The sequence below is a fragment of the Ferruginibacter profundus genome (genome assembly GCF_054783275.1).
Map to the genome: position 1 here is coordinate 2,206,143 of NZ_BAAGQW010000002.1, position 19,871 is coordinate 2,226,013.

The window sequence follows — 19,871 nt, forward strand, 5'->3', positions numbered from 1 at the left end:
TCCAATACTATAAATCCATAATTATGAAAAAGCTCTTTTTAATTTTTATTATTGTTATTGCTGCCCGGGCAACAAAGGCCCAATTAAAAACAACTACCGTTTGCCCGGTCTTTAACGTAGATGTGCTGGAAGGCACTATTAATAACGACCTGAGTGCAAAATCTACTTTAGGAGAAGTTAAAACTACTTTTCCCTGTTTTACCGGCATTACAGAAGCCGGTGCTGCCCATGGTTGTGTTGGTGCTTTTTACAAGGATAAGGATATCAGTTTTTTTACAGAAAGGGGGTATATCGAAATAGGCGAAAAATTTAAAGGTAAATTAAGCCTGCCCCTGATAGGAGCCAGCCGAAACAGCTTATTTAAATGGCTGGGGTATCCTAAAATAAAAGATGTGAACTGGGATGCTTTTCAAACCAAGTACGGCATTCTTATTGTGTACTATAATAAAGCCAACAAGATCAACAAGTTACAACTGAGCAGCAAGTCTACCGATACCATCAAACTCTGCGAATAAATTTTTTTAAAAAAAATTGAAGTATTTTAAAACCGCCTTTTAAATTTTATCGTAAGTATGTTTTTAACCCAAACTTATACTTAAAAGTACCCTTACTACCATTTACTAGCTAAAATCAACCTTTTGATAACTTAATTTATATATGTGGAAACAATAGTGCAACTTTACATCATCAAACAGCGAAACAGTAAAGCGGCAAATGGATTGATGAAGTGCTGGCAACAATAAAAAACGTTTTTAAAAATATTGGACTGCTGTATAATAGCAGCTTTCCGCAACTCGGTTTTTCATAGGATATTGGATTTTAAACGGGGCAGGATTTCTATCCAGCCCTTCTTTTTTTTATTACCATGCAAAGCCTTTCTCTCCTTGCCGGGTAAACTAAAATAGATACAAAATTGTATCTTGTACCTGTGATAGAACAAACAGCACTTATCGTTTCCAAATGGCTTTACCAACCGCCTGTTAACACCCCGGAAATAGATGAAACAAAATTATCCGGGTTAATTTCATTACAAGTACAGAAAAAGAGAGCCCAGGATAAAAAAGGTATTGCCTGCCGTTTTACCTGCAACTTTACTTATGATAACGGGCCGCTGCTTGATTATGTAGCAGAAGACTCTTATGTAATTGACCTGGCAGATGTTATTGATAAAAATGAATTGCACTCCATGATCAGGAATTCCTACTCGAAGTTTAAAGAGAAATTTGATTTCAGAAAAATGAGTACGGTACTTAATAATATACCGCTGCAGCATTTTGATGAGACTAAATACGACCTGGAGCCTGTGTTATTGCTGTTGCAATAATTTCTATGTAAGCCGTAATATACAACCGGCTATTACCCCACTTCTTCCGGCTTATCCTTTAACACCAGCTCCCCTTTCACCAGCCATGAAGTACCGAATGACAGTAATGCTCCCCACTCCAGCCAGAATATTGGATGGTATTTATCTATGCTATGCAGGTGTTTTCCAAAAATAGCATAGAGGGCAATGGCGGCAACAAATACCACAATTAAAATAGCGCAGGTACGGTAAATGGTATTGCGCTTTTTTTTCTGTTCGGTTGTGCGCCCTTTACTTCGGGTAAAAAAGTAAAAAGAAATACCGGCCAGCAATAAAAAGAAAATGGTAGCGCAGGTAAAGTGTACAGCACGACGTACATCGCTATCGGGCAAATGCGAAATGGCGCAGCGGTTACTGCTGTTATCGTTTGTAGGAAAGAAGGCAATGCCCAGTGCAAATATGCCCGCCAGCGTGGTAAGGATATTATCTTTATCGCCGGGATAACCTTTATAAGCAATTAAAAACATAGCCACCGCACATAATGTACCTATAAATAAACCTCCCACAATGGTATAATAATAATGGCTGATAGAATCCTGCATGCAACAGCAATCGGTACAAATATAATTTCCTGCAAGCAGGCCAAGGGGCAGTAAAATACCAAGCCAGCCAATGGTTTTACGAAGGGCATTAAATGAAATAAGGCGTGGGTCTTCTTTAATTGTTTCAGTTGCCATGGTAAATAAGGTTAAAGTTCGGGATGCAATTGCCGGTAAACAGCTAAATTAAATGTATGACACATAAAGCATTTGTCATTTCAAATATACATGTAATATAGTGCAGCTGCAACGAGGGAAACTATTTTATACCACCTGATTGAAAGGCCTGTTTACATAATCAGTGCAGCAAATAACGAAGGAAATATGCTAATAAAAAAATAGCCCCTCTATAGAAATAGAGCGGCTTTAACGATTGCTTGCTATATGAAAAATCTTAAAAAATTATCTTAAAAAACAACTCCTTTTTCCTCAGCAAAAAATTTTTTGTAAAATTTTTTCGCTTTTTTCATCACATATAGATTAATTCTATATTACAAATATACACTAAAATTGCCAGTTTTTTTCATTTTTGAAGAAAAAAAATTAATTTTTTTTCTTTTTTTGGCTAAAAAAATAATGATTAAGGTATCTGAAGCTAAAAAAATAGCCCTTCAGTAGAAACTGCCGGGCTTTAACGATTGCTTGCTATATGAAAATCTTAATAATTATTTAACAAAACCGCACTTTTATACCAAATACACTATATATTTGTGAGGCTTTAACGATTGTCTGCTTAATGAATAATTTAAAGACGCTCACTTTACTTACACAAAGGTAATAGGAGCGTCTTTCTTTTTATAACCAAGTTCTGTTGTGTTTTATGATGGTTAACCATCCTTTTTTTTTCTAAATCCTTTGTAGCAGCAGCTTTCAGCCGCTTTTGATAATGATGCCCATTTAATAAAAAAGCCTGTATTTACGTAATTATTAATCGTTGTTGCAACAACAAACGTGTTTTTACTGGTGGTTTTCTGCGCTTTTTATCAAAATAATACCATACTAAACTTCAAAAATCCCTCCCGGCTTTCAATAATTATTTTTTATCCTCATAGTCCGGTTTTATATTACAACATGAAACGTATTATTTTCAGCCTTTTTATCTTATCAGCGGCTTATAGTGCTGCTGCACAACCGGTAATGTCCGGCAATCCCATTATAAAAGGCTGGTATGCCGATCCTGAAGCGACGATATTCGGTAACCAGTACTGGATCTATCCCACTTATTCTGACAAATACAATAAGCAGGTTTTCTTTGATGCTTTTTCCTCTACCGACCTGGTGCATTGGAATACACATACACATATACTGGATACCGCAGCCATCAAGTGGGCCAAACGTGCCATGTGGGCACCTGCCATTGTACAAAAAGGTAAAAAATATTTTTTCTTTTTTGCGGCTAACGATATTCAAAATGATAATGAAAAAGGCGGCATTGGTGTGGCAGTAGCAGATAAACCGGAAGGCCCGTTTAAAGATTACCTGGGCAAACCGCTGATCGATAAATTTTATAATGGTGCACAACCCATCGATCAGTTTGTATTTAAAGATAAAGATGGCCAGTACTATATTATTTATGGCGGCTGGCAGCATTGTAATATTGCCCGTTTAAAAAATGATTTTACCGGTATTGTGCCCTTTAAAGATGGTACCCTGTTTAAAGAGATTACGCCTAAGGGTTATGTGGAAGGTCCTTTCATGTTTATGCGTAATAACAAATATTATTTTATGTGGAGCGAAGGTGGCTGGACAGGCCCGGATTATTCTGTCGCCTACGCTGTAGCTGATTCACCTTTCGGGCCATTTGAAAGAGTAGGTAAAGTGTTGGAGCAGGATTCTGCCGTGGCTACCGGTGCCGGGCATCATTCTATTATACACAATGCTAAAAAAGACCTTTGGTACATTGTATATCACCGCCGGCCGCTTGGCGAAACCGCAGCCAATAACAGGGCTACCTGTATTGAACCATTGTTTTTTGACGATAAGGGAAAGATACTGCCAGTGAAACTGAGCTTTACCGGAGTAAAGGAAGATAAACTGAAGTAAGACTAAAATCCGGAGAAAAGGCAAATGTTCAATGCTCAATGAACAACGCTCAATGTTCAATAAAGGGCAAGAACGTTTACTATATTATGCTATTGGTAAAAGAACTGAAAAGTTGAATACAATGCATTTTAACTGAGCATTGAATATTTTTAACCAGTAACCACCATAAAAACTGTTTCCCCTTTACACTTCATTATGAATATTCAGCTTATGCAATTCCAGTATTGTGGTTTTACCATCATCACTTTCCCGGTACATGGGTACAAACTTGCGGTTGAATAATATTTCACTGAAAGTATAAGAAGTGCGCTGTTGTACAAAATTGCTGAATACATCATCAAAGCCACGGAGGCTAACGTATAATTCCACATCGGCAGTTTTCATATCTTCTTCGGTAAATCCATGAAAGGGGCTGTTCTCATCTATGGGATGCACCACCGTCCAGCTCATGGGCATGGTTTCCACCCGGGTTCTTTCCAAATTCAGGCTGAAATATTTATAATCCGGCTTATCATTTTCAACTACCAGCAAACCTACATTCACTCTTATTTCCAGTTCGGTTAAAGAATGTTTGTCTTTAAAAGCTGCAAAGCGAAACATCAGGGCTTTGCCTTCTTTATAAGGACTGATCAATGCATGATCGCTAAACTCCAGGTAGCTTCTCGGCTTACTAAAGCGGCCATAAATTAAACCGGTGGCAATAGCCAATGAAAGAAAGCCAGTGAGTGCTTCGGCAGCGGCCACCATATTAGCGCCATCGCCTGCAGGGTTTACATGGCCATAACCTACCGTAGTAAAAGTTTGCGTACTGAAGTAAAACATCTCCCTGAATATTTTCCAATTGCTGCCCATGGTAAGTCCTTCCAGCTGTTGGGCGCCAATAATAAAATAGATGGTGGTAAAAATAAGATTGATGGCAATAAAGAAAAGAAAGATGATGAGGATGAATTTCCATTGCGGCAGGTTCAGCATATCATGAAAAATACTGAAGCGCTTATGAAAAGGCATACCTTCCTTTACCAGGTTGTAACTGCCGTCTTTATTAATAAAACGGCCACCTACTTCATTGTTGTTACCTGCAAAGCCGGTATCATTATTTTGTTTACTAAAAGGGTTTATTTTTTTATACGCAGCCATAATTATTTACCTGGGGTTACTACAAATTTAACATACTAAACCAGCGGATACACAATTCTTTACCATTAAATTATTGGTATAAAATACATCAATTGTTAAAGTGTAAAAACAGTGGCTTTGCGGCACAATATTACGTACCAAATATAGTTAGTAAAGGTATATTCCCCGCCATCTGCCGCTACCCGGGCAGGTGCCATCATTTTTAAATTATTCTATATGAAAACAGAACAGAAAAATCCCCATTTAAAGGTTGTTGTAGAACAGGTTACCAATAATACCACTGCCTGGATGGGCCACCGTGTGGCTAATGAAGATATAGTTACCGGGCAAACTTTTACCTGCCCTGCCGAAGGCGACCTGGGCATGATTGAAATTTTTTCGACGCTTGTTATAAAGCCCGGCCATGCAAATATGACGGTACACCCTTTTGACCCTGCCACAAAAAAATGGGGACCAGCCTTATTCAGTTCTACCGTAGATATTGAAAAAACAGATTCCGGCAAATGGATCTCTTTTCCGCAAAACGGATTGCATATGCAAAAAGGCGGCACTTATGGCTTCCGCCTGCAAAGCAGTGATATGTACATCGGTATTGGTGAAGCAGCAGGCTGTAGTTTGCAACCGCAATTTACCGGCGGACAGGAATGGGTATCGCCATCAAGCGACCAGCCCGGTAAATTTTTCAGTTACCTGAGCCTGGCTTTTAAAGTAGGTATCAGGGCCTGATCAATCAATTGATGTTTACTATTACAATAAACACCCCATCAACATACTAACTATATGCTGACGGGGTAATCTTTTGCCCGGCTTCACAAATACAATCCGCCAGTTTATTATTAGCTACCTTTACTGAATAAATAACTGGCATTTGAAATTAAGCAGAGGAGCAGTGTTTTTAGCTGCAATAATTTTTTTAGGTACTACCGGCAAAAGTTTTGCTGTTCCCATATTTACTGTAACACCCGAAAAAGAAGTTACTTCCACCCGGCAACAGGCCATTGCTTTTATTGATGCTATTAAAGAAATTGAGCCCAGCATTTACTGGCCCAATATTAAACCGGCATTATTTCTGCAGAATTTAAAGACCACTATTCACGAGCCTATTAGTATCTACCCCGGCAACGGCACTAATTTTTGTGGTTACGGGGCGGTCTCCTATTTATTTTTACAGGACGACCCTTTAGGGTATGCCAAACTGTTACTGGAATTATATAAAGAAGGCAAGGCTGGTTTTGCCAACGTAGTGTTCACTCCATCGGAGGCTGTAAAAAAAGAAGCCGGCAGGTTAAGGTATAAGGGTATATTGGATATTCACCCGGCAGAGCAAATGTGGTTTTTATCCCTTGCAGATCATTATAAAGGCTACCTGAATATTTTTAACCGCAATTATAACCCCGGTGATGAAGACCGCTTTTGGGCCTCGGTAAATTTTGCCAAATTCAACCGCATGGTACGCAGCCTGCTGCAGTATAAAATAAAAGCCACGGGTTCTGATCTTATTCGTCCGCATATTACCGATCCATACGAGTTTATCAGCGACAGGCTGCAGACAGGTAAGGTGGTTTTATTTATCAATAACCGGATAGTACATAAAAAAAACCATGTAAAAATTAAAGTGGCTTTGCCCACACATTTTATTGTGGTGGAAAAAATAAGCCGGCAAGACGACCTGATCACCCTGGTGTATTGGGATTATGGTGGCAGAACCTTGTTACAATTGTCGCCTGCATTTTTAAGGCGTATTATTTTTGGCATTACGTATTGTACAAAAAAAGAAGCGCATGCCAATTAAAATGATACGCACCATATTATTCATTGCTGTGGCAGGCTGTATTTTTTCCTGTTCCCCCAAAAATATTTCTACCAAATATTATTACCAGCACGAAAAAGTTTTGGATAAAATTGAAGAAACCTACAAGGCACTTTCTGTTGACCATCCTTTTACCATTGGTTTTACAGATAAGGCATTTAAAACAATATCGCTTGAAATAATCACCGATACCCTCAGCTATATTTATGAATTTGATATCAGTGAGTCACGATTGGTGGATACGTTAACGGCTTATCATTTAAATGCGCCCAAAGTAATTAAGCTTATTCAGCAGATGGAATCCATACGTTGTGCCTGGATAAAAAATTACGATTACTATGTAGATGAAAAAAAGAATACCCTGGTTTTTATGTCGGTAAGAGCGGTGGCATTACATTCGCCGCTGGCGTATAAAAAATATTATGTACTCACTTATTTTCAGCAACCACAATACTTTGACAGCGATGGCAACCTGCTGGATAAAAGAAAGCTCCGCCGCCTGCGTAAAATAAACGGGGAGGTTTTTAAAAGGATCAACGATAAAGTGTGTTTTACCATCTCAGGTAAATTCAGGTAGCATTACAGGATGCAAAAATTCAATATTTAATTTTCTATTTACCATACAGGCGTATAAGGCAAATAGAAAAGCATGGGAAGGTTTATATTTTTAGTTGCTGCCTGCGGCAGCTTAAATAATATTAGCTGTTTATTTCTGATTATATTTTGTAATTTACCAGCTGCAAGTTTTTCTTCCATTTTAAATTATTGCTATGCCCGTTTTTAAACTGACTGTGAACAATACTGCTTACACAGTGGATGCAGAATCTGATATGCCATTACTTTGGGTATTACGTGACCTGCTTAATCTTACCGGTACAAAATATGGTTGTGGTGTGGCCAGTTGTGGTGCCTGCACCGTAATGATTGATGGTAATGCGGCTTATGCCTGCCAACGGCCTGTAGGCAGTTGTGTAAACAAAAAAATTATTACTATTGAAGGCCTGTCGGCAGATGGCAGCCACCCGGTACAAAAAGCATGGCAAAAAGCAGGCGTGCCGCAATGCGGTTATTGCCAGCCCGGGCAAATGATGGCAGCAGCAGCCATGCTGGAAAAAAACAAAAAGCCATCGGATGAAACTATTGCCGAAACCATGAGCAGCAACCTTTGCCGCTGCGGTACTTATCACCGCATAAAAGAAGCCATCCATATTGCCATAGAAGACATCAATAAATAAACTGCTTAACGACCTGTATGCAAAAACAAACTATCAACCGCCGCAATTTTATAAAACTAAGCTCTCTTACATCGGGCAGCCTGGTCATTGGTTTTATGTTACCGGGCTTACCGGCATTGGCACTATCACCCACTGACTGCGAATTTTTTCAACCCAGTGCGTATTTAAAAATTGATAAGAAAGGAAAAGTTACTGTACTGGTGAGTAAACAGGAATCGGGGCAGGGTGTGGATACTGCTTTTCCGATGATTGTTGCTGAAGAGCTGGATGTTGATTTTAAAGACGTAAAATCTGAGATAGCACCTTATGGTACTTTAAAAGAAGGCGAACATGACACCGGCGGCAGCCAGAGTATAATGACGATGTATGATAGTTTGCGCAAAGCAGGCGCTATTGCAAAATCGATGCTGATAAGTGCTGCTGCAAAAGTGTGGAATATTAAAGAAACATCCTGTGCAGCAGATAAAGGCGAAGTGGTAAATACCGTAAATAATAAGCGTATTAAATACGGCGACCTTGTTTGCCAGGCGGCTTTATTGCCTGTACCTAAAGAAGTAACACTAAAAAGTGCGAAAGATTTTAAATTGATTGGTAAAGGAGAAAAACGCACCGGCCTGGGTGATATACTTACCGGCAAAACAAAATACGGGCTGGATATAAAGCTTGATGGTATGTTGTATGCCGTGGCAGAAAGATGCCCCACAATGGACGGCACTTTGATAAGTTTTGATGACAGTGCGGCAAAAAGAATTCCCGGTGTGATAAAAGTAGTGAGTTATAAAGGTACCGGTACACCTATGCATGTACATGCAGGCGTTGCCGTTATTGCTACCAATACCTGGGCAGCTATTAAAGCCAGGAAACTATTGAATATAACCTGGGATGAAGGCAAAAAAAATAATGAGAGTACCGAAGCCTTATTTAAAACTTTTGAAGCCAGGGCCAAAACAAAACCTGCTATTGAAGTTTTTAAAAAAGGAGATGTGGGCAGTGTTGCAGGCAAAAATGAAATTACCGCCACTTATGCCCAACCATTTTTAGCACATGGTACTATGGAGCCCATGAATTTTGTGGCAGCTGTAAATGGTGATACCTGTGAACTGTGGGGAGGATTACAGTTACCCGACTGGACCGTGAACACTATTGCCAAAGATTGTGGTATAAAAAAAGAAAACATAAAAGTAAACCTTACCGCAATGGGAGGCGCTTTTGGCCGCAGGCTGCATTTTGATTTTGCTATTGAAGCCGTGAAGATTGCACAGCAAATTGATAAGCCCGTTAAATTATTGTGGGAAAGAACAGACGATATTAAATTTCAACCGTACCGGCCCGCCAATTATCATTTACTTAAAGCCAATACCGATAAAGGAACAATCACAGCATGGCAACATCATGTGCTGGGAACACCGGTTGGGTATATGACCGACGGGCCTGATACCAAACATCCCGAAGAGATGGATGGTGCCGACAGGGGCTTTTGCTATGCTATACCCAATGTACTTACCGGGTATACACCTGTTGATTTTAATATTAACCGTGGCTGGCTACGTTCGGTGGATATTTGTGTAAATACTTTTCCTGTAGAGAGTTTTATTGACGAGATCGCACAAAAGCTGCATAAAGACCCGCTGGAGTTTCGTTTGGGGATGCTGGAAAATAAGCCTGATTTTAAAACCGGTGACGATGCCGGCGCCATGACGCAATCGCCTGCAAGAATTGCTGCTGTATTAAAAATGGTAGCTGATAAAATAGGATGGAAAGAGCCCCGTAAGCCCAATCATTTTATTGGCCTGGCTACCCACTCTTTTATTTTTGCCAAATCCTATGCAGCGCACGCTATAGAAATTGAATTGCTGGCGCCAAAAAAATTCAGGATAACAAGGGTAGTGGCAGCCATCGATTGCGGGCTGGTTATTAACCCCGATGGTTTGCTGAACCAGATGGAAGGCGGGCTTGCTTTTGCCTTAACACAAACTTTAAAAGGAGAGATAACGGTAAGCAATAGCCGAGTAGTGGAAGATAGCTTTTTCAGCTACGAATTACTGACCTATGCAGAAATGCCCCCTATTGAGATTTATATAATAGACAGTAAAGAAGAACCCGGTGGTGTGGGCGAAGTAGGCCTGCCTACGGTAGCTCCTGCATTATGCAATGCACTGGCTGCAGCCGGCGACCGGCCACGCAATTTACCTATACGTAAAGAAGGCTTTAGCTGGGTGTAGCGGAGGCGGTGATATTGTTTGCTGATTGCGGCTTGTGGGGAAATAAACTTTTGAGTACATAAAAAATTATAATGCCGATGAGGGTACCGGAGGTATTCAGTATCATATCATCCACATCAAATACGCCAATACCGGTTACCAATTGTGCGCATTCATAAAAAAGGCTGAGTAAAAAACCGGTGAGCAAAATAACAAACACGTTCCTGAATCTTTTTACCAGTAAGGGTAATAAAAAACCCAATGGTATAAAAAGTAAAATATTCCCCAGCAGGTTATTCATTTTGTATTCCATGTTCAGCCGGCGGCTTTCGTAAAATAATTTAATGGTGGCAAAGGGTTTAAAGTTGGCTTTCCGCTTTCCTTCGGCAATAGTATAGTTGTGGTAGGTAGTGCGGAAATAGTTTTTGTAATACCGTGGGCTGCCTTTAAATAAAATTACCTTGGTAAGCACCAGCAGGAATACCAGTAACAATACCCAGGAAAATTTTTTTATAAATGGTTTGTATGCCTGCATAGCTGATTACTTATTGTAAAGCTACGGCTATATTTGCTTGCTTTTACAAAGCGGCTTTATACCTGGGGATATTTACCAGCAATACACCACTAAGAATAATCACCAGCGCAATAATCTGCAGCCATGAAATACTTTCTCCCCCCAAGCCCCAGCCCAGCAATACCGCTACCACAGGATTTACATAAGAGTATGTACTTACAATAGCAGGCGGCCTTACTTTTATGAGCCAGATATAGGCCATGAAGGTAACAAGCGTACTTACGATGGCAAGATAAAATAATGCAATAGCAGCATTTGTTTGTATACTACTGATAACAAGATGTTGCGGCTCTTGCCTGAACAAACTGATAAGCAAACAAAATATGCCGGCACTCAGTAATTGAATGCTGCTGTTTACATAGGGAGAAGTTGTAGAAGGATTATATTTTAAGTACAAGGAACCTGATACCCATAGAAAGCTACCGCCGATCATACAGCAAATGCTCAGCACCTGCATGTACTCATCGCTGCTGCCGGCCCGGCCTTTTTTAAATCCCAATAATAAAATAACACCCAGTAATCCGCTTATTAATCCTGCAATGATCCATTTACTGGAAAAATAATATGCCCATTGCTTTTTATCCAATACCACAAACCAGAATGGCGTAGTGATGATAATGGATGCCAGGCTGGAAGAAATATATTGTTGCGACCATACCACCGATACCACACCACCAATAAAAAGTACCAGTCCGCAAACAGCGTTCTTCCTGATATCTGCAGCAGCAGGCAGTTTTTCTTTTTTAATAATGCAATACAGCAGCAATACCGTTCCTGCAATTAAGAAACGTAATGCAGATAATAAAAAAGGCGGAAAGCTTTGTAATGCGATATGAACCCCATAAAAAGTAGACCCCCAGATAATGTAGATGGCAGCAAATGCAAGGATGATCTTTAGATTGGTGGGGTAATGTTCGTTTTGCATAATTTAAAACAAAGGCTCAAAAGATTGTTGTTGCATTATTAACCGGATGGTATTGGTGGTTTGTGTTTTATAAGCATTGAACAGCGCACTGCCTAAGCTGATCCTTTTAACACCAATTGCTGTAAGTGTTGCCATATCCGGCAATCCCGGAACGGGTAAAATATTCACCGGCAATGTTGTAGCAGCTACAATGGATTTAATATCGCTTTCATTTTTTATAAAGGGTACAAAAATGCCCGATGCGCCGGTGTTCTCATATACTTTGATGCGTTGCAGTGTTTCTTCCAATGCATCCGGCAGCTTAACTAAAAACGCATCAGTTCTGGCATTGATAAATAAGGGAATATTTTTTTGTGCCAGGTAATTGGCAATGCCGGAAATAGTTTTTGCAAATGCCGGTGCTGCTTCCATTGTACCGTTTGCTGAATCTTCCAGGTTAATGCCCGCCACACCGATATCGTGCAGTTGTACAATGTTTTGAATGATGCCTTTGATGGTAGTACTATATCCTCTTTCTAAATCAACAGAAAAAGGTACTGTAATATTCTGCTGAATTCTTTTTGCTGTTGCCAGTAATAATTCAAATGGCATATGTTGCCCATCATTGTAACCAAGCGATTGTGCCACTGCCATACTTGAAGTTGCTATGGCTTTAAAGCCGGCGGCTTCCAATATTTTTGCACTGCTTACATCCCAGCAATTACCTAATAATAATGGCGTAGCTTGTTTGTGTAGTTGTAAAAAAGTTTCAAATTGATTCATATGCAAAATTTATTTTGAAGTACTCCTGTTATCCAGGCTCCAGTTATATTTTTCTATTGTGGCTAATAAAAAACTGCAGGCACTTACTGTAAATACGGAATAGCTTAATGGTGATACTATACCAAATGACAGGGCCATACTAACAGCAAATGATAAAGCCAATACCCCGCTACCCAAGGCTGCAAATGTCGTCCATTTACCAAGCAGGAGCAATATACCGAAACAAATTTCGGCAATGGTAGCTATCGCGGCAAATAGTGTTACTACTGCAGCAGGCATAAAACTCATGACCTCGCCTGCGTACTGCATAAAATGTTGCCAGTCGCCCCAGGAAATGCCCGGCTGCCCGTTCTTTCCCCATACGCCTAACCTGTCGAGGGCCGGCACTAAATAACCAATGCCTAACGCAAGCCTTAAAAATAATTGTGCCGGCTGTTGCAGTTTTTTCATGCTATTAAATTTTAGGGTGCATTTTTAATGATACGCCAATCCTGTTCCAGGCGTTGATGGTAATGATGTTCATAATAACCTGTGCTGTTTTTTCTTTGCCCATCAGTGCTATAGCTTTTTCATACAATGCATCACTTAACCCGTGCTTACTGATCAATGTAATTTCTTCGGTGATGGCTAAGATCAATTGTTCTTCTTCTGTAAAAATATCCCCTGCCTCGGGCCATACGCTTATCAGGTGTATGCGCTGCTCTACCTCGCCATGCTTACGGGCATCGTTTACATGCATGTTTACGCAATAGGCGCAACCATTTATTTGAGAGGCCCTAATCTTTATCATTTCTTTTTGCAGTGGGGGTATAGCTGTACTTACAGCATAGTTGTCTAAAACTATCATTGCTTTATAAGCTCCTGGCTCCACCGCGGCCATGTCAAATCTTGTTTGCATGGTATTAATTTTTAGTGATGATGATTTTTCCTGTTTGTGAGTACAAAAATAAAAACCAGTTGGACTATCTTTATAGTCCAGTTTTAAAATAACCGGTAGTCCAGATGCTGCCCTTTAAAATATTGTTGCCTGTTAATAGATCATTAGCTACGCCTGTATACCAGCAGATAGCCAATAAACTCATCAGCCTGATACATGAAGGTGTGATAAGGCCCGGCACGCCCTTACCTTCTACAAGAGAGATGGCGGCTTTGCTGCAGGTACACCGTAAAACCATCATTGCTGCGTATGAAGAATTGGCGGCGCAGGATTGGATCAGTTCTGTTTTAAGAAAAGGGGTGGTTGTTTCAAAAGACCTGCCTGAAATAAAACCACGGTCTTTTAAAGCTGCTGCCAGGGCGTCTTCTTATGCAGGCCATACGGGTTTTAATTTTTCAACTATTGCTATTCCGCTTACGCAGATGTCGAAAGCGGGTAATCACCGGCTCATCATCAACGATGGCTTTCCTGATGCAAGAATTGCGCCTGTAGATCAGTTGCTGAAAGAATACAATCATTTGTTTGGTGTGCCTGCCGTACAAAGAAGAATTGTGTATGGCGACCTTGCCGGAGCATTGCCTTTAAGAACAGCATTGGCAAAATTTTTATCTGAAACAAGAGGGTTGAATATCAGTGAAAATAATATGCTGATCACCCGTGGTGCACAGATGGCGATATACATGGCTGCAGGCATGATCATTAAACCCGGCTCCACGGTAATTGTTGGCGAACCCAATTATGGCATGGCCAATATGTTGTTTGAACATTACGGCGCTACATTAATTCGTGTACCGGTAGATGAAAATGGTATTGATGTGGAGCGGATTGAAAAAATATGCAAAAAGAAAAAACCTGATCTTCTATACATTATTCCACACCACCACCATCCCACTACGGTTACCTTAAGTTCGCAAAGAAGAATGCAGTTGTTAGCACTGATAAGGCAATATAATTTTCCTGTTATTGAAGATGATTACGATTATGATTTTCATTATAACAGCAGCCCTATTTTGCCATTGGCCAGTGCCGATCATAATGGCAATGTGATCTATATCGGTTCTATTACCAAGTCTTTTACCTCTTCTTTTAAAGTAGGTTATATGGTAGCACCGCAGAATTTTATTACTGAAACTTTAAACCTGCGGCGGTTAATAGACATCCGTGGCGATAATTTGATGGAAGAAGCCCTGGCTGTTTTATTTAACAGCGGCGATATGCAGAAGCATTTAAAAAAATCGTTAAAGCTCTATCACCAGCGCAGGGACCTGTTTTGTGATCTGCTGAATAGTGAAATAGGCAAACAGGTAAGTTTTGAGAAGGCAGCTGGTGGCATGGCCTTGTGGGTACAGTTTCATAAAAAAAATCTATTACCCGTTGTGGCGCAACAGGCTTCTGCAAAAGGCTTGTTTATTAATAACGGAGCATTTTATAATTCGGGCAGCACAAACTACAATGCACTGCGTATGGGCTTTGCATCGCTTAACAACAAAGAAATGGAGGAAGCGGTAGGTATCTTGAAAAAGATATTAAAATAACAGGTATTATTTTACCTCTAAAAAAACTTCGGCCATCATACACCTGGCACTGCCGCCACCATTGGTTTCGATGGTTTTGATACTGCTGTGAATAATATCATTATAGGTTTCAATTTTTTTAACCTGCTCTGTAGTTAAACTTTCATACGCCTGCGAACTCATTACCAAAAACTGTTTACCTGCTGCATTTTTAACCTGCAGCATGTTACCTGCAAAGCGGTTCATTTGAGCAAAAGTGATGGCGATAATTTCTTTACCACTGTGTTCAATAGTTTTTATAACTGTATTTTTTTCCTGCTCATCTGTAATGCTTTCCAAACAAATGACCACAAACTGGTCAGCCACACACATCATTACATTGGTATGGTAAATAGCATCGCCGTTTTCGTCGTTGGCAGTAAAGCTAACCGCAGTGTAGCCGGCTTTGGCACAAAACTGCTGCAGTAATTCTTTATCTGTTCGGGGAGAAAGGCAGGCGTAGGCAATTTTTTTTGTTCTGTCCAATACCATGCTGCCCGTGCCTTCTAAAAAAATATTGTCCTTTTCTGCTGCTGTAAAATCTGTGGTGCTGCTGATGATGAATTTTTTATTGACCGCATCCAGTACGCCCTGCTTCCTTTCCAGCCGGCGGTTTACGGCAAACATGGGGTATAAAAAAATACTGCCGCCTTCGTGAAATGAGATCCAGTTATTGGGAAAAATGGAATCCGGCGTATGAGGCTCGGCGGTATCCTGCACCACCGTTACATCAATGCCATGGGCTTGTAATTTTTGTACAAAAGCATCAAATTCTTCGAGCGCTTTTTGCTGCACATCATTACCGGCAGATGCTACCTGGAAACTGTTGTTTACCGCCGTTTGTGCATTGTATGCAAATTTAACGGGGCGTATCATGAGGAGGTGGGAAGTGTTTTGCATATCTATCATGAATGGTGAATGGTGAGTGGTGAATGGCACCACATGAACATTGACAGTTTTATTTTTTGTAATAGTCTTTTAAAAATTATTGCCCGATACTTTGGCCTGTACTAAATATTCTATTTACCTCATTTACTTTTTTACTTTAAACCTTCCCTGAACAAGGGCATACTCATACAATGAAAACCGCCTCTTGCACGGGATAATTCTGCAGAAGGCATTAGTATCAATGTATCTGTAATGGTATCAACGTTTACTGTTCCGGCTTCCAGTTGTGCAATCAGTTCTTTTACGTGTACTGCCTTAAAACCATTGGCTATAAATGCTTCGGTGGTTTTATCATTACGGTCGTAGCCCAGTACCACGCCCTCTTTTAATGCCAGTACATTGCAACTATCCGTCCATTGTTCCCTTACGCTGTACGGGAATTCGTTGTTGCCGCTAAAAATAATTTTTACTTCGCCTGTACATTTAAGGTCTGTTTTACTGATGTCAATTAAAAGATCTTCCAGGCTATCAAAATTTACCGGTGTTTCGGGATTGGCTTTATTAAACTGCATGATCTTTATCTTTTCTTCTTTCTTCACTTCCAGTAGTCTTTCAATAGCATTGGCATCTTCGTGCAATACTGCCTTACGGCTGAAGTTGCCCAGCATTACCCATACATCTTTTTTTACCTGTGTAAACACGGTATCAATATGCATGTAATCTCTTTTCTTAGGAATTTTTACGATGGTTACTTTTTCTACAATGCCCATCTGGAACATGGTAGTGGTAATTTTTACAGCTGCTTCCAAAGTGGTTCTTTCGCTTACCCCTACCAGTAAGTGCTTATCACTTACCACCATAATATCGCCGCCTTCTAAAGTTACTTTTTTATCATCATCTTCTTTAGGCAATAAAAAACTATGCTGGCTATCGCTCAGTTCAATAATATTATTTTTATACCCTTCAAATAACGGATGGTTAAAGAAGATGTATTTGGCCAGCAGTGCTTCTCTTGTCCTGGCTTTTTTTGCCGGCTTATTCAGTAATACATAATTGTTGATGGTGATGCCGATATCCCTGGTAAAAATAAAGTTGGGTATGGGTGCAAACAATAATTCTTTTTCGCTTGATGTGCCGGATACAAATGTTTTGGCCAGCTCTTTAGAAGAATAATTGCATAAAACTTTATGCGTTTCGTAAGTGCAGCCTTCAATGGCGCAGACTGAAGCCACGAGTTCTGTTTTAATACTGGCATCTTCTAAAATATCGGCCAGCAGCCATTGCAGTTCAATTACTTTATCGCTTTTATAAAAGTTATCGTGTTCGGGTTTATAAAAGGCCCTTTTGTTTTCCGGTGCATCAATAGCGGCCAGTTTGCCTTTTATTTTTTCAGGATCGAGAAAATACAATAAAATTTTAGTGTAGTAATCATATTCATTTCTGCGGATGGTTTCCAAATGAACAATGTCTTCAAATAACCAGTCCTGCGCTTTAGACGGTACTACTTTACCCAGCCCGCTATCCGGACTATGTACCAACAATCGTTTTAAAGTACCCACTTCGGATGTAACGGATACCTGTAATGTACTATTCATACAAAATATTTTTAGTTAAAATGTAAAAGGAAGAGGAGCAAACAAGACCACTTACTTAATAATCGGGCATACTATTAAGGCCACGGTACATCCATGCAAAATGGGCTGTTAAGAATACTATGGTGCTGCAATGGTGCATAAATAGAATGGCAAATTACGGTTTTCCCTGCAAATAGCATTTTTGGCTAATAAAGCGGCAATATAGCTGCCGCCAAGGTGACCAGCGTTATTTGAAACATTACTAAAAAGCCATTGTTTAAAAGCTGGGCCACCTTTGCTTTAATGGTACTTGCAGAACAGGTTTTTGTAGGATATGCAAGCAGGTTTTCTTTGTTGTGTAGCATGGCCAGTACATAAAACAGCTGTATTGTGTACCAGCCCAACAGCTGTACGGCAGTTTGAGGGCACAGGCTGCTGTATTGCAAGAGATGAACCTGGTGTTGCCCCGGTTGCCCCCGGTTAGTGTATTCACGGAACGGAACCGTTGCCCCCAATTAATATACTAACGGTATACAATACCTGTATGCAGTAACTGCTATACAAATAAACGATACCCCGGTATGGCAAACTGGCATGATGGATGTGTAAGGTATACACAGGGTATGGTTAATATATAGCTGGTGTATAGTTATGGTATACCGGGTGGGACCTGGGTGGGCATTGAGTAGGCATTATGTGGGCGTTGAGTGGGCTTCAGGTGCACTTTACAGCGAAGGATGAATGTGGTATAAGCGAAGGATGACGAAGGATGACTGTGGTTTAGTTGGTGTGCTGCGGTAGCCGGGGTGGCGCCCGTTGTGTACCGGATATATCCCGGTAAGATTTTGAAATGCTGTAAAAGGTTGTATGGCAAAGCAAAAAGTATGAAGCGTACGGCGGTATATTTTATCCTTAAAAAATGAGTGTTTTATACGATAGCGTATACTTACAAATGTTGTTATATTTGTAACCATACAATCAATTACTATATGGAAAAAACAATACACCAGGGCCGCAATGTAAAACGCTTTAGAGAGATGCTGGGCATTAAACAGGAAAGCCTTGCCCACGACCTGGGCGCAGACTGGAACCAGAAAAAGATATCGCTGCTGGAAGGTAAGGAGCAGATTGATGAGGTATTGCTGCAACAGGTGGCCGGGGTATTGAAGGTGCCTGTAGAGGCGATTAAGAATTTTGATGAAGAGCAAGCGGTGAATATTATTGCTAACACTTTTCATGACAGTGCAGTAGCAAATACTTTTACCCAGAATTCGCAAGCCAATTTCAACTGTACATTTAATCCTATTGAAAAATGGGTTGAAGCCGTTAATAAAAATGAAGAGCTTTATGAACGTTTGTTGCAGGTAGAAAGAGAGAAGAATGAGTTGCTGCAGCAATTACTGGATAGTAAAAAGTAACACTGCCCGGTACTTTTATTTAACAGAATTTAAAGTGAATGGCAGCTAGTGCAGTATGCCCTTTGCGTGAGTTTGCTGCGGAAGAACAGCGAAGCTTTATATTATAAATAAATGAAGGTTGCATTTACGCAACTCATATTACACCAAAAGCACCTGCGTTTATTTTTTTAAACAATTAAAAATTAACAACTTATAAAAATATACGCAAGTTTGGTTGAAGAAAAACATGCGTATATTTATGAGTTGCCTGCAAGGCTAAAGCGACATCACGAAACTATGAGACTTCTAATTCAAATAATTTCAATGGGATTTTTTTCAACTCTTTTTGGTTGTGGACAAAATAATAACAAAAATCAGCAACCAACCTCTCAAAAACTTGCTGACATCATATCAAGGACTGACACAAGCGAAGGTTTTAGTGATATTTTTTTGACCATTACAAGCAGTACTAAAACTGACTCTACAAATATTTATGTTGGGCAAGGACTTTATCAAGGTAAGCCAGTTGGACTTAAATTTGAAGTCAATTCAAAACTTCCATTTGGCATCACATCTGATGGACAAATCAATTCAAAAGGGGGTTTCGTTAGAAAAGGTGTAAAGTTTATTTCAATCGGACAAGAAAGTGATGAACTAATAAACGCCTTGTCTGAACTTTATAATGAGCCCATAAAAAAGCCTTTTTCCAAAAACATAATTACAGCGACAGTATTTTCTTTAAACCAACAAGATGCAGACTTTGATAAAAACGGTTATTATAAGTTCAAATTGTTTTTTAATGACGACGGAGATGAAAGCACTTATGCAGAAATGTTTTTTAATATAAATACAACCGAACAAATAATTGAGCTTCACGAAAAAGACCACGACTATAGAAAACCATTACTTAAAGCATTTACAGAATAAAAGTAC

The 19,871-nt window shown here is 39.9% G+C and carries 22 protein-coding genes; 11 read left to right on the plus strand and 11 right to left on the minus strand.

All coding sequences use genetic code 11. The features are described from left to right. The first annotated feature begins 23 nt into the window (after nt 1-23). Complete coding sequence (locus ACYVM0_RS19575; protein ID WP_460559801.1) at nt 24-515, plus strand: hypothetical protein; 492 nt, start codon at nt 24-26, stop codon at nt 513-515. A gap of 413 nt (nt 516-928) precedes the next feature. Then, a complete protein-coding gene (locus tag ACYVM0_RS19580) occupies nt 929-1,324 on the plus strand; it encodes a hypothetical protein (RefSeq protein WP_460559803.1) in 396 nt (131 codons plus the stop codon). 32 nt (nt 1,325-1,356) lie between these two features. On the opposite strand, the gene ACYVM0_RS19585 is transcribed toward ACYVM0_RS19580, so the two are convergent. Further along, complete coding sequence (locus ACYVM0_RS19585) at nt 1,357-2,040, minus strand: hypothetical protein (protein WP_460559805.1); 684 nt, start codon at nt 2,038-2,040, stop codon at nt 1,357-1,359. 933 nt (nt 2,041-2,973) lie between these two features. Here ACYVM0_RS19585 and ACYVM0_RS19590 point away from each other — a divergent pair. Continuing rightward, nucleotides 2,974-3,945, plus strand: a complete 972-nt coding sequence (locus tag ACYVM0_RS19590; RefSeq protein WP_460559807.1) for a glycoside hydrolase family 43 protein — start codon at nt 2,974-2,976, stop codon at nt 3,943-3,945. A 183-nt stretch (nt 3,946-4,128) separates the two neighbouring features. Here the strand turns inward: ACYVM0_RS19590 and ACYVM0_RS19595 are convergent, their stop codons facing one another. Beyond that, on the minus strand, nt 4,129-5,082 hold the full coding sequence (locus ACYVM0_RS19595; protein WP_460559809.1) for an ion channel: 954 nt from the start codon (nt 5,080-5,082) through the stop codon (nt 4,129-4,131). 216 nt (nt 5,083-5,298) lie between these two features. Here ACYVM0_RS19595 and ACYVM0_RS19600 point away from each other — a divergent pair, with 216 nt between their 5' ends. The 3 genes from ACYVM0_RS19600 (at nt 5,299) to ACYVM0_RS19610 (ending at nt 7,469) form a co-directional block, all read left to right on the plus strand. Then, nucleotides 5,299-5,808 (plus strand): hypothetical protein, encoded by a 510-nt coding sequence (locus ACYVM0_RS19600; RefSeq protein ID WP_460559811.1) that lies wholly within the window; start codon nt 5,299-5,301, stop codon nt 5,806-5,808. Between the two features lie 142 nt (nt 5,809-5,950). Next, complete coding sequence (locus ACYVM0_RS19605) at nt 5,951-6,874, plus strand: hypothetical protein (RefSeq protein WP_460559813.1); 924 nt, start codon at nt 5,951-5,953, stop codon at nt 6,872-6,874. After that, nucleotides 6,864-7,469 (plus strand): hypothetical protein, encoded by a 606-nt coding sequence (locus ACYVM0_RS19610; RefSeq protein WP_460559815.1) that lies wholly within the window; start codon nt 6,864-6,866, stop codon nt 7,467-7,469. Before ACYVM0_RS19605 ends, ACYVM0_RS19610 begins: the two co-directional genes overlap by 11 nt. 38 nt (nt 7,470-7,507) lie before the next feature. Here ACYVM0_RS19610 and ACYVM0_RS19615 read toward each other — a convergent pair whose 3' ends face one another. Continuing rightward, entirely contained in the window at nt 7,508-7,648 is a 141-nt protein-coding gene (locus ACYVM0_RS19615) for a hypothetical protein (protein WP_460559817.1), read from the minus strand. Nucleotides 7,649-7,662: 14 nt separating this feature from the next. Here ACYVM0_RS19615 and ACYVM0_RS19620 point away from each other — a divergent pair, with 14 nt between their 5' ends. Next, entirely contained in the window at nt 7,663-8,127 is a 465-nt protein-coding gene (locus tag ACYVM0_RS19620; protein ID WP_460559819.1) for a (2Fe-2S)-binding protein, read from the plus strand. 17 nt (nt 8,128-8,144) lie between these two features. Then, nucleotides 8,145-10,349 (plus strand): xanthine dehydrogenase family protein molybdopterin-binding subunit, encoded by a 2,205-nt coding sequence (locus tag ACYVM0_RS19625; protein ID WP_460559821.1) that lies wholly within the window; start codon nt 8,145-8,147, stop codon nt 10,347-10,349. On the opposite strand, the gene ACYVM0_RS19630 is transcribed toward ACYVM0_RS19625, so the two are convergent. The 5 genes from ACYVM0_RS19630 to ACYVM0_RS19650 are packed head-to-tail and all read right to left on the minus strand — an operon-like array spanning nt 10,336 to nt 13,487. Further along, entirely contained in the window at nt 10,336-10,863 is a 528-nt protein-coding gene (locus tag ACYVM0_RS19630; RefSeq protein WP_460559823.1) for a VanZ family protein, read from the minus strand. The two genes, ACYVM0_RS19625 and ACYVM0_RS19630, sit on opposite strands and share 14 nt — an antisense overlap. Before the next feature lie 43 nt (nt 10,864-10,906). Continuing rightward, complete coding sequence (locus tag ACYVM0_RS19635) at nt 10,907-11,827, minus strand: DMT family transporter (protein ID WP_460559825.1); 921 nt, start codon at nt 11,825-11,827, stop codon at nt 10,907-10,909. A 3-nt stretch (nt 11,828-11,830) separates the two neighbouring features. Next, entirely contained in the window at nt 11,831-12,589 is a 759-nt protein-coding gene (locus ACYVM0_RS19640; protein WP_460559827.1) for an isocitrate lyase/PEP mutase family protein, read from the minus strand. A gap of 9 nt (nt 12,590-12,598) precedes the next feature. Beyond that, complete coding sequence (locus tag ACYVM0_RS19645; protein ID WP_460559829.1) at nt 12,599-13,039, minus strand: DoxX family membrane protein; 441 nt, start codon at nt 13,037-13,039, stop codon at nt 12,599-12,601. 4 nt (nt 13,040-13,043) lie between these two features. Next, entirely contained in the window at nt 13,044-13,487 is a 444-nt protein-coding gene (locus ACYVM0_RS19650) for a carboxymuconolactone decarboxylase family protein (protein WP_460559831.1), read from the minus strand. Between the two features lie 104 nt (nt 13,488-13,591). Between ACYVM0_RS19650 and pdxR the strand changes: the two genes are divergently transcribed. Further along, nucleotides 13,592-15,061, plus strand: a complete 1,470-nt coding sequence (gene pdxR, locus ACYVM0_RS19655; protein ID WP_460559833.1) for an aminotransferase-like domain-containing protein — start codon at nt 13,592-13,594, stop codon at nt 15,059-15,061. Between the two features lie 6 nt (nt 15,062-15,067). On the opposite strand, the gene ctlX is transcribed toward pdxR, so the two are convergent. The 3 genes from ctlX to ACYVM0_RS19670 all read right to left on the minus strand — a co-directional run bounded on the left by ctlX (nt 15,068) and on the right by ACYVM0_RS19670 (nt 18,515). Beyond that, the gene (gene ctlX, locus ACYVM0_RS19660) at nt 15,068-15,955 is read right to left on the minus strand and encodes a citrulline utilization hydrolase CtlX (RefSeq protein WP_460559835.1); all 888 of its coding nucleotides are present in this window, start codon (nt 15,953-15,955) and stop codon (nt 15,068-15,070) included. Between the two features lie 164 nt (nt 15,956-16,119). Beyond that, nucleotides 16,120-17,562, minus strand: coding sequence for an arginine deiminase family protein (locus tag ACYVM0_RS19665; protein WP_460559837.1), 1,443 nt, complete (start codon nt 17,560-17,562; stop codon nt 16,120-16,122). 704 nt (nt 17,563-18,266) lie between these two features. Beyond that, entirely contained in the window at nt 18,267-18,515 is a 249-nt protein-coding gene (locus tag ACYVM0_RS19670) for a hypothetical protein (protein ID WP_460559839.1), read from the minus strand. Nucleotides 18,516-18,530: 15 nt separating this feature from the next. Here ACYVM0_RS19670 and ACYVM0_RS19675 point away from each other — a divergent pair, with 15 nt between their 5' ends. Both ACYVM0_RS19675 and ACYVM0_RS19680 read left to right on the plus strand, forming a co-directional pair. Further along, a complete protein-coding gene (locus ACYVM0_RS19675; protein ID WP_460559841.1) occupies nt 18,531-18,959 on the plus strand; it encodes a helix-turn-helix domain-containing protein in 429 nt (142 codons plus the stop codon). A gap of 210 nt (nt 18,960-19,169) precedes the next feature. After that, nucleotides 19,170-19,865, plus strand: a complete 696-nt coding sequence (locus tag ACYVM0_RS19680) for a hypothetical protein (protein ID WP_460559843.1) — start codon at nt 19,170-19,172, stop codon at nt 19,863-19,865. Nucleotides 19,866-19,871: the final 6 nt, after the last annotated feature.

Excerpts from the sequence above, each read along its gene's own strand:
- ACYVM0_RS19575 (WP_460559801.1), top strand. The coding sequence starts at position 24 with ATGAAAAAGCTCTTTTTAATTTTTATTATTGTTATTGCTGCCCGGGCA.
- ACYVM0_RS19585 (WP_460559805.1), bottom strand. The coding sequence starts at position 2,040 with ATGGCAACTGAAACAATTAAAGAAGACCCACGCCTTATTTCATTTAAT.
- ACYVM0_RS19590 (WP_460559807.1), top strand. The coding sequence starts at position 2,974 with ATGAAACGTATTATTTTCAGCCTTTTTATCTTATCAGCGGCTTATAGT.
- ACYVM0_RS19595 (WP_460559809.1), bottom strand. The coding sequence starts at position 5,082 with ATGGCTGCGTATAAAAAAATAAACCCTTTTAGTAAACAAAATAATGAT.
- ACYVM0_RS19600 (WP_460559811.1), top strand. The coding sequence starts at position 5,299 with ATGAAAACAGAACAGAAAAATCCCCATTTAAAGGTTGTTGTAGAACAG.
- ACYVM0_RS19610 (WP_460559815.1), top strand. The coding sequence starts at position 6,864 with ATGCCAATTAAAATGATACGCACCATATTATTCATTGCTGTGGCAGGC.
- ACYVM0_RS19615 (WP_460559817.1), bottom strand. The coding sequence starts at position 7,648 with ATGGAAGAAAAACTTGCAGCTGGTAAATTACAAAATATAATCAGAAAT.
- ACYVM0_RS19620 (WP_460559819.1), top strand. The coding sequence starts at position 7,663 with ATGCCCGTTTTTAAACTGACTGTGAACAATACTGCTTACACAGTGGAT.
- ACYVM0_RS19625 (WP_460559821.1), top strand. The coding sequence starts at position 8,145 with ATGCAAAAACAAACTATCAACCGCCGCAATTTTATAAAACTAAGCTCT.
- ACYVM0_RS19630 (WP_460559823.1), bottom strand. The coding sequence starts at position 10,863 with ATGCAGGCATACAAACCATTTATAAAAAAATTTTCCTGGGTATTGTTA.
- ACYVM0_RS19635 (WP_460559825.1), bottom strand. The coding sequence starts at position 11,827 with ATGCAAAACGAACATTACCCCACCAATCTAAAGATCATCCTTGCATTT.
- ACYVM0_RS19640 (WP_460559827.1), bottom strand. The coding sequence starts at position 12,589 with ATGAATCAATTTGAAACTTTTTTACAACTACACAAACAAGCTACGCCA.
- ACYVM0_RS19645 (WP_460559829.1), bottom strand. The coding sequence starts at position 13,039 with ATGAAAAAACTGCAACAGCCGGCACAATTATTTTTAAGGCTTGCGTTA.
- ACYVM0_RS19650 (WP_460559831.1), bottom strand. The coding sequence starts at position 13,487 with ATGCAAACAAGATTTGACATGGCCGCGGTGGAGCCAGGAGCTTATAAA.
- pdxR (WP_460559833.1), top strand. The coding sequence starts at position 13,592 with ATGCTGCCCTTTAAAATATTGTTGCCTGTTAATAGATCATTAGCTACG.
- ctlX (WP_460559835.1), bottom strand. The coding sequence starts at position 15,955 with ATGATACGCCCCGTTAAATTTGCATACAATGCACAAACGGCGGTAAAC.
- ACYVM0_RS19665 (WP_460559837.1), bottom strand. The coding sequence starts at position 17,562 with ATGAATAGTACATTACAGGTATCCGTTACATCCGAAGTGGGTACTTTA.
- ACYVM0_RS19670 (WP_460559839.1), bottom strand. The coding sequence starts at position 18,515 with ATGGTTACAAATATAACAACATTTGTAAGTATACGCTATCGTATAAAA.
- ACYVM0_RS19675 (WP_460559841.1), top strand. The coding sequence starts at position 18,531 with ATGGAAAAAACAATACACCAGGGCCGCAATGTAAAACGCTTTAGAGAG.